The 12,540-nt window shown below is 72.1% G+C and carries 10 protein-coding genes; 1 reads left to right on the forward strand and 9 read right to left on the reverse strand.

The window, feature by feature from the left end:
- Positions 1–50: 50 nt before the first annotated feature.
- The 8 genes from ACWDX6_RS22915 to ACWDX6_RS22950 form a co-directional block, all read right to left on the reverse strand.
- Positions 51–1,604 carry a family 43 glycosylhydrolase gene (locus ACWDX6_RS22915; RefSeq protein ID WP_451486744.1) on the reverse strand — a complete coding sequence of 518 codons (1,554 nt, stop codon included), beginning with the start codon at positions 1,602–1,604 and terminating at the stop codon, positions 51–53.
- Positions 1,601–2,440: a DUF6807 domain-containing protein gene (locus ACWDX6_RS22920; protein WP_451486745.1), complete on the reverse strand. Its 840-nt coding sequence runs from the start codon at positions 2,438–2,440 to the stop codon at positions 1,601–1,603. The genes ACWDX6_RS22915 and ACWDX6_RS22920 overlap by 4 nt, the downstream gene beginning before the upstream one ends.
- The gene (locus ACWDX6_RS22925; RefSeq protein WP_451486746.1) at positions 2,437–3,600 is read right to left on the reverse strand and encodes a Gfo/Idh/MocA family protein; all 1,164 of its coding nucleotides are present in this window, start codon (positions 3,598–3,600) and stop codon (positions 2,437–2,439) included. Before ACWDX6_RS22925 ends, ACWDX6_RS22920 begins: the two co-directional genes overlap by 4 nt.
- The gene (locus tag ACWDX6_RS22930; RefSeq protein ID WP_451486788.1) at positions 3,597–4,436 is read right to left on the reverse strand and encodes a carbohydrate ABC transporter permease; all 840 of its coding nucleotides are present in this window, start codon (positions 4,434–4,436) and stop codon (positions 3,597–3,599) included. The genes ACWDX6_RS22925 and ACWDX6_RS22930 overlap by 4 nt, the downstream gene beginning before the upstream one ends.
- Before the next feature lie 83 nt (positions 4,437–4,519).
- Positions 4,520–5,455 (reverse strand): carbohydrate ABC transporter permease, encoded by a 936-nt coding sequence (locus tag ACWDX6_RS22935; protein WP_451486747.1) that lies wholly within the window; start codon positions 5,453–5,455, stop codon positions 4,520–4,522.
- A gap of 131 nt (positions 5,456–5,586) precedes the next feature.
- Positions 5,587–7,308 carry an L-arabinonate dehydratase gene (gene araD / locus ACWDX6_RS22940; RefSeq protein WP_451486748.1) on the reverse strand — a complete coding sequence of 574 codons (1,722 nt, stop codon included), beginning with the start codon at positions 7,306–7,308 and terminating at the stop codon, positions 5,587–5,589.
- Positions 7,305–8,222: a dihydrodipicolinate synthase family protein gene (locus ACWDX6_RS22945; protein WP_451486749.1), complete on the reverse strand. Its 918-nt coding sequence runs from the start codon at positions 8,220–8,222 to the stop codon at positions 7,305–7,307. Before ACWDX6_RS22945 ends, araD begins: the two co-directional genes overlap by 4 nt.
- A 2-nt stretch (positions 8,223–8,224) precedes the next feature.
- Positions 8,225–8,866 carry a GntR family transcriptional regulator gene (locus ACWDX6_RS22950; RefSeq protein ID WP_451486750.1) on the reverse strand — a complete coding sequence of 214 codons (642 nt, stop codon included), beginning with the start codon at positions 8,864–8,866 and terminating at the stop codon, positions 8,225–8,227.
- A 268-nt stretch (positions 8,867–9,134) separates the two neighbouring features.
- On the opposite strand from ACWDX6_RS22950, the gene yicI reads away from it, so the two are divergent.
- Positions 9,135–11,393: an alpha-xylosidase gene (gene yicI, locus ACWDX6_RS22955; RefSeq protein ID WP_451486751.1), complete on the forward strand. Its 2,259-nt coding sequence runs from the start codon at positions 9,135–9,137 to the stop codon at positions 11,391–11,393.
- A gap of 108 nt (positions 11,394–11,501) precedes the next feature.
- Here yicI and ACWDX6_RS22960 read toward each other — a convergent pair whose 3' ends face one another.
- On the reverse strand, positions 11,502–12,518 hold the full coding sequence (locus tag ACWDX6_RS22960; RefSeq protein ID WP_451486752.1) for a LacI family DNA-binding transcriptional regulator: 1,017 nt from the start codon (positions 12,516–12,518) through the stop codon (positions 11,502–11,504).
- Positions 12,519–12,540 lie beyond the last annotated feature (22 nt).

Genomic DNA, 12,540 nt, shown 5'->3' on the forward strand with positions numbered 1-12,540 from the left:
GGACGTACGGGGTGGTTCGGGGTCTTTCGCAGGGCCTTCGTGGGGGGAGATCAGGGGGTGACGCGGAACGAGGTGAACACGGCCGTCCCGGCCGGCCCCGTTCCCGTCGGGGCGGCGGCGAACAGGCCGAGCAGCGCTCCGACCCACCGCCAGGGCGTGGCGGCGAAGACCTCGCCGACCGGCGTGAAGCCGTCACCCGTGTCGTACGAGAACCGGCAGCGCGCGTCCCGCGTGAGCGCGATCCGCAGCCGGGCCCGGCCCTCGGGCGCGGGCCGGGAGTGCGCGGCGTCCCGCTCCAGGTCGGCGCTGACGGGGGCGAACCGGTGCACCAGCCGGACCTCGCCGTCCGCGCCGCGCAGCAGCCCGATCCAGCTGTACGCGTCGCCGAGCACCACGAGCCCCGCCCGGGCGCCCGGCACCTCGCTGTCGAGCCGCAGCTCGACCTCGACCGTGCCGGCCCGGCCGGGCAGCCGCTGGGTGAGCAGCTGGGGAAGCGCCCGCAGGTCGTCGATCCGTTCGGTGCGCCCGCAGTTGAGCCACAGCCCGTCGCCGGAGTGCTGGGTGGTCCAGCCCTCGCCGGGGTTGGCGGTCCACTGCCACTGGCGGCCGAAGCGCCCTCCGGGGAACGCGTCGTCGGCGGCCGGAGCGGACGGCGGCTGCGCGGGCAGATCCGGCTTGGCGTGCACGGTGACGGGGGTGCCCGCGTCACCGAGCACCGGCCACCCGTCGTCGCCCCAGCCCATCGGCTGGAGATGGACCAGCCGCCCGTGCGCGCCGCGCTGCTGGAAGTGGAAGAACCAGTCCTCGCCGTTCTGGGTACGGACCCAGCCGCCCTGATGCGGGCCGTTGACGTCCGTGTCGCCCTGCTGCAGGACGACCCGCTCCTCGTACGGGCCGAAGAAGGACCGGGACCGGAAGGCGCCCTGCCAGCCGGTGGCGACGCCACCGGCCGGGGCGAGGATCCAGAACCAGCCGTCGTGCCGGTACAGCTTCGGCCCCTCCAGGGTGAACCAGCCGGGGATGCGGTCGGCGTCGACGATCGTGGTGCCCTCGTCGAGGACCTTGCCGCCGTCCGGGCTCATCCGGTGGCCGGTGAGCCGGTTGTTGACGCCCGCGCGGGACTTGGCCCAGGCGTGCACGAGATACGCCTCGCCCGTCTCCTCGTCCCACATCGGGCACGGGTCGATGAGCCCCCGGCCCGCCTTCACCAGGTGCGGGGTGCTCCACGGTCCGCGCGCCGACGGAGAGTTGACCTGCCAGATGCCGTGGTCCGGGTCGCCCCAGAAGATCCAGAACCGGCCGTCGTGATGGCGCAGCGAGGGCGCCCAGACGCCGCCGTCGTGCCGCGGTGACGCGTAGGCCGCCTCCGGCAGCAGCCGGTCCAGGGCGTGGCCGACGATCGTCCAGTTCACCAGGTCGCGGGAGTGCAGCAGCGGAAGCCCCGGCGCGCGGCCGAAGCTGGAGGCGGTGAGGTAGTAGTCCTCGCCGACCCGCAGCACGTCGGGGTCGGACCAGTCGGCGGCCAGGACGGGATTGCGGTACGTCCCGTTCCCCAGGTCGCCGGTGGGCTCGCCCGGCCCCCGGGTGCTGGCGCGGCGGCTCATGCGCCGACCGCCTTGCGCACCAGCGCCGCGGCCTCGGCCCGGTCCGGGCGGCCGTCGGCGACGACGGTGACCACCCGTCGCACGACGGTCCCTCCGGCCTCGACGGGCAGCCGGCGGTCGTGGGCCAGGGACGAGCCGACCCCCGGGTACTCGGCGGCGCGGACGAACCACGGGTCGCGCCGGGTCGGATCGGTGGCGCCGGCGAACACCAGCGTCCAGCCCTCACCGGCCAGCGCCACCCAGTCCGCCCTGGCGCCGTGCACGCCCTCCTCGCCGTCCGCGTCCGCGCTGAAGACGGCCGGAGCGGCCCGCTCCTTGGGGGCCCGCCAGAAGAACCCGCCGTAGGCCGCGCCCGGCCGCCCGTTGGTGGCCGGACTTCCGATCGACAGTTCCTCCCCCGAGACGTTGGTGAGCGAGAAGGTGAAGTCCAGCGCCCAGGCCGCGTCCGTCAGCGCCGCCACCGCCACGGTCCGGTGCTCCCGCAGGAGCACCCGGTCCGCCGCCGTCCAGCTCAGCTCCTCGACGAAGCCGTCCGGGTCGCGCAGTTTGAAGCCGTCGTGCCGCTGCTCGCCGTGGTTGTCGAGGTCGGTCGGTCCCCGGTCGCGGACGAAGGTGCGCCCGCCCCAGAAGTTGTGGCCCGCCACGTCGGGCACGGCCACGCCCACGCCGAGGTGGTGCGGATGGTCCTCGGGCAGCAGCTCGGTGACCCGCACCCCGGCCAGGGTGGTGACGGGATGGAGGTACGGCCGGGGTGAGTGGTCGCGCGCCAGCTCCGGCCGGGTGAGGTACCGGGCCACCGGGCGGCCGGCGCAGCGCAGGACGATCGCGGGGTTCATCGGATCTCCGCCTTGGTCGGGAGCGCCCAGGGGGCGTCGAGTTCGGAGTAGAGGCTGAGCGTGTCGGCGCTGCGGTCGACGAGCCCGTCGATTCCGGCGACGACCCGGCGCGGCGCGCTCTCGCCGGCCTCGGTGTGCCAGTACGTCCGGGCCAGCGGCACCGGGTCGGGCGCCAGCCGGACCGCCTCCACGACCCGCATGAAGGCGCCGGTCTCCTCGGGCGGTACGCACAGGGGCGCGCCGCCGGTCACATGCGCGACCAGGTTCTCCAGGAGGTCGGTGCGGCCGTGGACGGTCTCCTCCGGGCCGTGGCCGCCGCGCTGGAGCAGCACCCGGTCCTGCTTGTACCAGAGGGTGATACGGCCCCGGGTGCCGTGGACGACCACGTACGGCTCCGACGAGGTCTCGGCGCACAGCGTGGCCGCCACGGTCACCTGGGTGCCCCGGGCCGTCACCACCCGGACGCAGGAGGTGTCGTCGGACTCGATCGCGTGGGCGCGCAGAAGCTCGGTCTCGATGTACTCGACGTCCTCCGCCCGGACGCTTCCGGCCAGCGAGAGCGCCGTGGCGACGGCGTGCGCCAGCGGGTTGGTGAGCGCCCCGTCGACGACGTCGACGCCGTCGAGCCGCCGGCGCCCCGACCACGGGGCGCGCCGGAAGTACGCCTCGTCACGGACCCACGCCCCGGCCGCGCCGACACCGAGGAGCTCGCCGATCGCGCCCTCCTCGACCAGGCGGCGGATCGCGGGAACGGCGTGCGAACCGAGCGACTGGAAGCCGATCTGGCAGGCGACGCCCGACGCCGCCACCCCGTCCGCCATCCGGCGGAACTCCGCGTACGACGGCGCCGGCGGCTTCTCCAGCAGGATGTGCGCCCCGTGGCGTGCGGCCGCCAGGGCCAGGTCGGTGTGGGTCTGGATCGGCGTGCAGATCACCGCGATCCGCGCCCCCGTGGAGGCCAGGAGCGCCTCGAAGTCCGAGGACTGCTCCGGCGTACCGATCCCTTCCAGCTCCGCCGCGTCGAGAGGTCGCAGCTCGCAGACGCCGGCCAGGCGGACCAGGCCGAGACGTTCCAACCGGCGGATGTTGAGCAGATGCCAGCGGCCGTGGCCGCGCGCGCCCGCCAGGACCACGGGCAGAGGGGTGTGGACCGCGCTCATCCCTTCACCGCCCCGGAGCTGAACCCGGTGACCAGCCACTTCTGGATGAAGGCGAAGACGACCACCACGGGTACGGCCGCGATGACACCGCCCGCGGCGAGCGCGCCGAGGTCGACGCTGTCCGCGCCCATCAGCGTGTTGAGGCCGACCGGGATCGTCTGCTTCTCCTGGCTGCTGAGGAACATCAGGGCGAAGAGGAAGTGGTTCCAGGAGTGGACGAAGGCGAAGGAGCCGACGGCGACAAGACCGGGGCGCAGCAGCGGCAGCACGACGATCCGGAACGCGGCGAACCGGCCGCAGCCGTCGACCCAGGCGGCCTCCTCCAGGGAGTAGGGCACGTTCCGGATGAAGCCGCTGATGAGGATCATGGAGAGCGGGAGCTGGAAGACCGTCTCCGCGATGATGACGCTGCCCAGCGAGTTGATCATGCTGAGACCGGCGAAGATCTGGAACAGCGGCACCAGCAGCAGCGCGCCCGGCACGAACTGGGAGCACAGGAGGGCCAGCATGAAGCCCTTCTTGAACCGGAAGTCGAAGCGGGCCAGGGCGTAGCCGCCGGCCAGGGCGACCACGGTGGTCATCACCAGGGTGGCCAGGCCGATGAGCAGGCTGTTCTGGAAGAAGGTGGCGAAGCTGCGCTCGGTCCACACCTTCTCGAAGTGCTCGGTCGTCATCGGCCAGGGCAGCAGCGAGGTCGAGCCGGCCGGCCGCACGGCGAAGAGCAGGATCCAATAGAAGGGGATCAGGGTGAACAGGAGGTAGATGCCCAGCGGGAGGTAGATCTGCCAGCGCGGGGCCTCGTCCCAGGCGCGGCGCCGCCGGCGGGGGGCGGGCACGGGCGGCGGGGGCGGCGGCGGACCGCCGGACGCGGCGCCGGCGGAGGGCACGGACGGTGCGGTCAGGGTGTGTTCCTGGGCTATCACTTGCTCTCGCCTCCGAACTTGCTCAGGCGCAGATAGACCATCGAGCAGAAGAGAAGGATCACGAACGCCACCGTGGTGAGCGCGGAGGCGTAACCGAAGTTGTGGGCGTCGACGCTGGTGTTGGCGATGTACAGCGGAAGGGTCGTCGTCTCGCCCGCCGGCCCGCCGCCGGTCAGCGTGTACAGCAGGTCCACGTTGTTGAACTCCCACACCGCGCGCAGCAGGGTGGAGAGGATGATCGCGTCCCTGAGGTGCGGCAGGGTGATGTGGAGGAACTGCCGCACAGGGCCGGCTCCGTCCACCTCGGCCGCCTCGTAGAGGTCCTTCGGGATCGACTGGAGATCGGCCAGGATGAGGATCGCGAAGAACGGCACTCCGCGCCACAGGTCGGCGATGACGACCGCGGGGAAGACCGTGGCCGTGTCGGAAAGCCAGGACGTGCCGTACTCGCCAAGACCCAGGTCCGCGAGGTAGCGGGTGATCCCCGTCTGGGAGTTGTAGAGCAGCACCCAGATGGCGGAGGTCAGGACGCCGGAGACGGCCCACGGCGAGAAGACCAGGGCGCGGCCCAGCGCACGGCCGACGAACGTCTGGTTGACGATCAGCGCGAGCGCGAGGCCGAACAGCAGTTGCAGCGTCACCTCGACGGCGACCCACTTCAGGCTGAAGCTCAGCGTGCCCCAGAAGTGCGGGTCGTCCGTGAAGATGCGTGTGAAGTTGTCGAAACCGGCGAAGCCGTTGCGCCAGGGCTTGGTCGGGTTGTAGTGCTGAAGGCTGTAGTAGAAGACGCTGATGACCGGATAGGCGATGAAGCCCAGCAGCAGCAGTCCGGCGGGGGCGATGAGCAGGTACGGCAGTCGGCGGGGCGCCGCGCCGGTGCGGCGGCGGGGTGCCTTGGGTGCCTTGGGCGGCTGGGTCACGGCTGTGGCCATGACGGCGGCTCCGTTCTCGGGCGCGAAGCGCTTCGCGGACGGTGTTCGACATCACGAACAAGAGGAACTGGGGATCGGGCGGCGCGGAGGGGGTGTCCGCGTGGGGTGCTCGGGCGTTGACCGCGGCCGGATCAGCCCGCGTACGGGTCCGGTGTCGTACCCGGCCTCGCCAGGAACTCGAAGTCGCAACCCGAGTCCGCCTGGGTGATCTGCTCGCTGTACAGCGCTCCGTAGCCCCGTTCGTAGCGGACCGGCGGCGGTGTCCACTCCTCCCTCCGGCGCGCCGACTCCTCCTCGGACACATGCAGATGAAGGGAGCGGGCGGCCACATCGAGAGTGATCGTGTCCCCGGTGCGGACCAGGGCCAGCGGTCCGCCGACGTACGACTCGGGAGCGACGTGCAGGACGCAGGCGCCGTAACTCGTCCCGCTCATCCGCGCGTCGGAGATCCGGACCATGTCCCGTACGCCCTGCTCCAGGAGGTACCGGGGGATCGGCAGCATCCCGTACTCCGGCATTCCCGGCCCTCCCTTGGGGCCCGCGTTCCGCAGCACCAGCACATGGTCCGCCGTGATCCCGAGCGCGGGATCGTCGATGGTCCGCTGCATGGTGCGGTAGTCGTCGAAGACCACCGCGGGGCCGGTGTGCTTCAACAGGTGGGGCTCGGCGGCGATGTGCTTGATCACCGCGCCGTCGGGGCAGAGGTTGCCCCGCAGCACCGCCACGCCGCCCTCGGCGGCGAGCGGCCGTTCGCGCGGCCGGATCACCTGGTCGTCGTGGACCAGCGCCCCGGCCAGCTGCTCGCGCAGCGTGGTGTGGGAGACCGTCGGCCGGTCGAGGTGCAGCAGATCGGTGAGGCGCGAGAGGAAACCGGGAAGACCGCCCGCGAAGTGGAAGTCCTCCATCAGATACCGCCCACCGGGGCGGAGGTCCGCGAGCACGGGAACGGTCCGGGCGATGCGGTCGAAATCGTCCAGGGTCAGCCGCACCCCCGAACGGCCGGCCATGGCGATCAGATGGATCACCGCGTTCGTCGAGCCGCCGAGCGCGAGGACGGCGGCGACCGCGTCCTCGTACGCCTCACGGGTCAGGATCCGTGACAGCCGCAGATCCTGTCGCACCAGCTCGACGATCCGCATCCCGGAGGCCGCGGCCATCCGGTCGTGGCCTGAGTCCACCGCCGGGATCGACGAGGCGCCCGGCACCGTCACCCCCAGCGTCTCGGCGGCCGCGGTCAGCGTGGAGGCCGTCCCCATCGTCATGCAGTGGCCCGGGGACCGGGCGAGACCGTTCTCCAGCTCGGCCATCTCGCAGTCACCGATCAGACCGGCCCGCTTGTCGTCCCAGTACTTCCACATGTCCGTACCGGACCCGAGGGTCTCGCCCCGCCAGTGACCCGGCAGCATCGGACCGGCCGGCACGAAGACCGTCGGCAGATCCACCGAGGCGGCGCCCATCAGCAGCGCCGGGGTCGACTTGTCGCAGCCGCCGAGCAGCACCGCCCCGTCGACCGGGTAGGAGCGCAGCAGCTCCTCGGTCTCCATGGCGAGCAGATTGCGGTAGAGCATCGGCGTCGGCTTCTGGAACGTCTCCGAGAGGGTGGAGACCGGGAACTCCAGCGGGAAGCCGCCCGCCTGCCACACACCGCGCTTCACGGCCTGCGCGCGGTCGCGCAGATGGACATGGCAGGGGTTGATGTCGGACCAGGTGTTGAGGATCGCGACGACCGGCTTGCCGAGATGCTCCTCGGGAAGGTATCCGAGCTGGCGCGTACGGGCACGGTGGCTGAAGGAGCGCAGACCGTCCGTGCCGTACCACTGGTGGCTGCGCAGCTCCTCGGGACGCCGGCTCATACCGGCCACCCGGCGGCTATCGCGGCGACCTCGGCGCGGGCGGACTCGGGCAGTTCACGGCTCGGCGGCCGGATGTCGCGGCGGCACAGCCCGAGCGAGGCGAGGGCCTCCTTGACGACCGTGACGTTGTCGGCGCTGCCGTTGGCGGCCCGCAGCTCCTCGAAGCGGCGGATCTGCTCCCACACCTTCATGGCGGCCGGGTAGTCACCCGCCCGCAGCGCGTCGCGCATCTCCAGCGAGACGGTGGGGGAGACGTTGACGAGACCGGAGGTGAAGCCCGTGGCGCCGCTCGCGAAGTACGAGGGGGCGTAGGGCTCGGCGAGCCCCGCCACCCAGACGAAGCGCTCGAGCCCGGCGTCCCGCGCGAAGCCGGCGAACCGGGCCGCGTCGGGGACGGCGTACTTCACACCGATGACGTTGGGACAGGCGTCGGCCAGCTCCGCGAGCCTGGCGCCGCTCAGCAGGGGGTTGCGGATATAGGGGACGACCCCGAGCCCGGGCACGGCCTCGGCGATGGCCCGGTGGTAGTCGACCCAGCCGGCCTCGGAGACGTACGGATGGACCGGCTGGTGCACCATCAGCATCTGCGCGCCCGCGTCGCGGGCGTGCCGGGCGGCCTCGACCGCCGTGGGCACGTCGTGGCCGACGCCGACCAGGACCGTGGCCCGGTCGCCGGCCTCCTCGATGGTCAACTCCGTGACCAGGCGTCGCTCCTGCGGGGTGAGGGCGTAGAACTCGCCGGTGTTGCCGTTCGGCGTCAGGGTGCGCACGCCCCCGTCGAGCAGCCGGCGCAGCAGCGCGCGGTGCGCGGCGGTGTCGAGCGCGCCCTGTGCGGTGAACGGCGTGACGGGGATGGCCACGACATCGGCGAGCGCCGCCTTCAGCGGCTCGAACGTCAGGGTGTCGAACGTCATGGTCACTGGCTGTCCTGGGGGAAGGCGCGCTCGACGAAGGAGGCGATGTGGTCGTGTACGGCCCGGCCCGCCCCGGTGACGTCACCGGCGGCGGCCAGACGCAGGATCTCCTCGTGCTCGGCGGCCTCGCGCTCCCAGGAGGGCACGGCGGCCCAGGCGACGGTGGAGACCAGAGCCGCCTGGTCGCGGACCTCGTCGAGCATCCGGCCGAGCAGCGGATTGCCGCAGGGCAGGTAGAGCGCGCGGTGGAAGTCCCGGTTGGCCAGGGAGCGTTCGGCCGGGTCCTGGGCGGTGGCGGCCCGGTGCAGCGCGTCCTGGGCCGCGTCGAGCGGAGCGCGCGCGGCGACCGTGCGGCGCACCGCCTCGGGCTCGAGGAGCAGCCGTACGTCGTAGACCTCGCGGGCCATGTCGGCGTCGACCATCCGGACGGTGGCGCCCTTGTACTGGCTCATCACCACGAGGCCGCTGCCGGCGAGCGTCTTGAGCGCCTCGCGCACCGGGGTCTTCGACACCCCGAAGCGGGCGGCGAGTTCGGTCTCCACCAAGGCCTGGCCGGGTCTGAGCCCGCCGGTCAGGATGTCGTGTTTGACCGCCTCCAGGACGAACTGGGTACGGGACGGGATCGGGCTGGGGGCGAAGGCCATGACGCACTCTCAGATCTCATGTATCGCGTCTCATATATGACGTACGAAGTGCAATGCGATGAAGCTAGGGGGGCGTTCATGTTTCGTCAATGCTTCGCGCAGAGTTTTAGAAAGCGCTTGCTGCGGCGGCGGTCCCGGGCGAGCCTGGGTGCGTGCCGAGCCGGGGCGCCGCCGCGCGGTGAAATGTCACGTCCGGGGCTGGTCACCAGATTTGTTTTCTGTCATAACTAATAGCGCGCGCGACTCGCCCGAGACCCCAAGGACCACGATGAAGTTCACCGACGGCTTCTGGCTGATGCGCGAGGGTGTCCACGCCTCGTACGCGACCGAAGTCCGCGACCTGCACCTGAGCGCCGACCACTTCACGGCCTACGCCTCCGTCAAACGGGTCCGCTCCCGGGGTGACACCCTGAACTCGGCCCTCATCACCGTCGAATGCTTCTCGCCCGCCGAGGGCGTGATCGGCGTCCGGGTCACCCACCACGCCGGCAAGGCACACCACGGCCCGGACTTCACGCTGCCGGGCGACGGCCCGGCAGCGGCGGCCGTGCACAGCGACGGGCCCGTCGTCGAGCTGACCACGGGCCCGCTGCGGCTGCGCCTGGACCGCTCGCGGCCCTGGGCCCTGGAGTTCGCCGACACCGACGGCCGCCCGCTGACCTCGTCCGGCGGCAAGGGCACGGCCTTCGTCACCACCGGCGACGGGGCCCATCACATGGCCGTCCAGCTCGCGCTCGGCGTCGGCGAGAACGTCTACGGCCTCGGCGAGCGGTTCACCCCGTTCGTCAAGAACGGCCAGAGCGTGGACATCTGGCAGGCGGACGGCGGCACCAGCAGCGAGCAGGCGTACAAGAACATCCCGTTCTACCTCTCCTCGCGCGGCTACGGCGTCTTCGTCAACCACCCCGGCAAGGTCTCCTTCGAGATCGGCTCGGAGTCGGTCGGGCAGGTGCAGTTCAGCGTCGAGGACCAGAGCCTGGAGTACTACGTCGTCGCCGGCCCCACGCCGAAGGACGTCCTCACCCGCTACACCGCGCTGACCGGCCGCCCGGCCCTGCCACCGCCCTGGTCGTTCGGCCTGTGGCTGACCACCTCCTTCACCACCGCCTACGACGAGGCGACCGTCGCCTCCTTCGTCGACGGCATGGCCGAACGGGACATCCCGCTCTCGGTCTTCCACTTCGACTGCTTCTGGATGCGCGCCTACCAGTGGTCGGACTTCCAGTGGGACCCCGAAACCTTCCCCGACCCCGCCGGGATGCTCGCCCGCCTCAAGGAACGCGGGCTGCGGATCGGCATGTGGATCAACCCGTACATCGCCCAGAAGTCCACCCTCTTCGCCGAAGGCATGGCCGGCGACTACCTGGTCAAACGCCCGAACGGCGACATCTGGCAGTGGGACCTGTGGCAGCCGGGCATGGCGCTGGTCGACTTCACCAACCCCGCCGCCCGCACCTGGTTCCAGGACCGGCTCAGGCCGCTGCTCGACCAGGGCGTCGACTGCTTCAAGACCGACTTCGGGGAGCGCGTGCCGACCGACGTCGTCTGGCACGACGGCTCCGACCCGGAGCGCATGCACAACTACTACGCCCAGCTGTACAACCAGACCGTCTTCGAACTCCTGGAGAAGGAGCGCGGGCCCGGCGAGGCCGTCCTGTTCGCCCGCTCGGCGACCGCCGGCGGGCAGCGGTTCCCCGTCCACTGGGGCGGTGACTGCTGGGCGTCCTTCGAGGCCATGGCCGAGTCGCTGCGCGGCGGACTCTCCCTGTCCCTCAGCGGCTTCGGCTTCTGGAGCCATGACATCGGCGGATTCGAGGGGACCCCGACACCGGAGGTCTTCACCCGCTGGCTCGCCTTCGGCCTGCTCTCCTCGCACAGCAGGCTGCACGGCAGCGACTCCTACCGCGTGCCGTGGGAGTTCGGCGAGGAGGCCGTCGAGGTGGCGCGGCGGTTCACCCGGCTCAAGCACCGGCTCATGCCGTACCTCTACGGAGCGGCGGTCGAGGCCAGGACCACGGGGGTGCCCGTGATGCGGCCGATGCTGCTCGAGTTCCCGGACGATCCGGCCTGCCGGACCCTGGACCGGCAGTACATGCTCGGCCCGGACCTGCTGGTCGCCCCCGTCTTCTCCGCCGGGGGCGAGGTCGAGGTGTATCTGCCGGCGGGGGAGTGGACCCACCTCCTCACCGGCGAGACCGTGACCGGGCCCGGCTGGCGCCGGGAGACCCACGGCTACGACAGCCTGCCGCTGTACGTCCGGCCCGGCACCGTCCTGCCGATGAGCGCCGAGGAGGAACGGCCCGACGGGGACTGGCTCGACGGACTCACCCTCCTGGTGACCCCCGGTCCGGTGGACCGCACGGTCACCGTCCCCGACCACCGGGGCGAGCCGGCGGCGGCGTTCCACGTGACGCGCGCCGGTGACGTGGTACGTGCGACGGCGAGCGGCACCGACCGGCCCTACGACGTACGGGTGGTGGGCGGCGGAGCGGCCGGCGGCGCCGGGGAGGTCACCGTCCGCCCGTGACGGCCCCGCCCGTCGACGACGGAGCCCGGCACCGGAATGGCATCGGTGCCGGGCCCTGCTCGTGGTGCGCGGTTCTCCGCCCATGGGCCGGGCTCGCGGTGCGTGTGCTCAGCCCATGGGCCGGGCCGCGGGGCCTGAGCTGTCACGGACCGTCAGCACGGGCGTGAGGAGTTCCACCCCGTCGTCACCGGCGCCGTCCAACTGGGCGACCAGGCGCTCCACGGCCCGCCGTCCCAGCTCCTGCGCGGGGATCGCCACGGAGGTGAGACGGACCGACGCCTGGGCCGCGAGCTGTTCGGGGCAGACCGCGACCACCGACACGTCCTCGGGCACGGCCCGGCCGGTCCGGCGGAGCAGTGTGAGCAGCGGTTCGACGGCGGACTCGTTCTGGACCACGAAGCCGGTGGTGCCGGGCCGCTCGTCGAAGATGCGGGCGAGGGTGCCGGAGAGGGTGTCGTAGCCCCCTTCGCTGGGCCGGTGGAGCAGGTCGAGTCCACGGGCGGCGGCCCCGGCGCGCAGCCCGTGCAGGGTCCGCTCGGCGAAGCCCGTGTGCCGGGCGTAGACGCCGGGGGACTCGCCGATGACGGCCAGCTCGCGATGCCCCAGGTCGGCCAGGTGGTCCACACAGAGCGCACCGGCCGCCGCGAAGTCCAGATCGACGCAGCTCAACCCCGAGGGGTCGGCCGGCAGCCCGAGGAGCACCGAGGGACGGCCGCCCGTCCGCAGCAGCGGCAGGCGCTCGTCGTCGAGCTGGACGTCCATCAGGATCGTCGCCTCGGCGAGCCCGCTGCCCATCACCCGGCGCATGGCGGACGGGCCCTCCTCGCCGGTCAGCAGGAGCACGTCGTACCCGTGCGTCCGCGCGGTGGTGGCGACGGCTACCGCGATCTCCATCATCACGGGGACGTACATGTCGGTCCGCAGCGGCACCATGAGGGCGATGACGCGGGACCGGCTGCTGGCGAGCGCGCGGGCACCGGCGTGGGGCTGGTAGCCCAGTCGCTCGATGCTGTCCCGGACCCGCTGCCGGGTGGCGGCCGAGATGGACCGCTTGCCGCTCAGGACGTAGCTCACCGTGCTGGCGGACACTCCGGCGTGCCGGGCGACCTCGGCAAGGGTGACCATCCGTACTCCCGGCAGCCGGTGA

It is taken from the genome of Streptomyces sp. NPDC003027 (assembly GCF_053591435.1).

Bases quoted from the DNA above. Each gene is read 5' to 3' on its own strand.
- ACWDX6_RS22915 (WP_451486744.1), bottom strand. From the start codon at position 1,604: ATGAGCCGCCGCGCCAGCACCCGGGGGCCGGGCGAGCCCACCGGCGAC.
- ACWDX6_RS22920 (WP_451486745.1), bottom strand. From the start codon at position 2,440: ATGAACCCCGCGATCGTCCTGCGCTGCGCCGGCCGCCCGGTGGCCCGG.
- ACWDX6_RS22925 (WP_451486746.1), bottom strand. From the start codon at position 3,600: ATGAGCGCGGTCCACACCCCTCTGCCCGTGGTCCTGGCGGGCGCGCGC.
- ACWDX6_RS22935 (WP_451486747.1), bottom strand. From the start codon at position 5,455: ATGGCCACAGCCGTGACCCAGCCGCCCAAGGCACCCAAGGCACCCCGC.
- araD (WP_451486748.1), bottom strand. From the start codon at position 7,308: ATGAGCCGGCGTCCCGAGGAGCTGCGCAGCCACCAGTGGTACGGCACG.
- ACWDX6_RS22945 (WP_451486749.1), bottom strand. From the start codon at position 8,222: ATGACGTTCGACACCCTGACGTTCGAGCCGCTGAAGGCGGCGCTCGCC.
- ACWDX6_RS22950 (WP_451486750.1), bottom strand. From the start codon at position 8,866: ATGGCCTTCGCCCCCAGCCCGATCCCGTCCCGTACCCAGTTCGTCCTG.
- yicI (WP_451486751.1), top strand. From the start codon at position 9,135: ATGAAGTTCACCGACGGCTTCTGGCTGATGCGCGAGGGTGTCCACGCC.
- ACWDX6_RS22960 (WP_451486752.1), bottom strand. From the start codon at position 12,518: ATGGTCACCCTTGCCGAGGTCGCCCGGCACGCCGGAGTGTCCGCCAGC.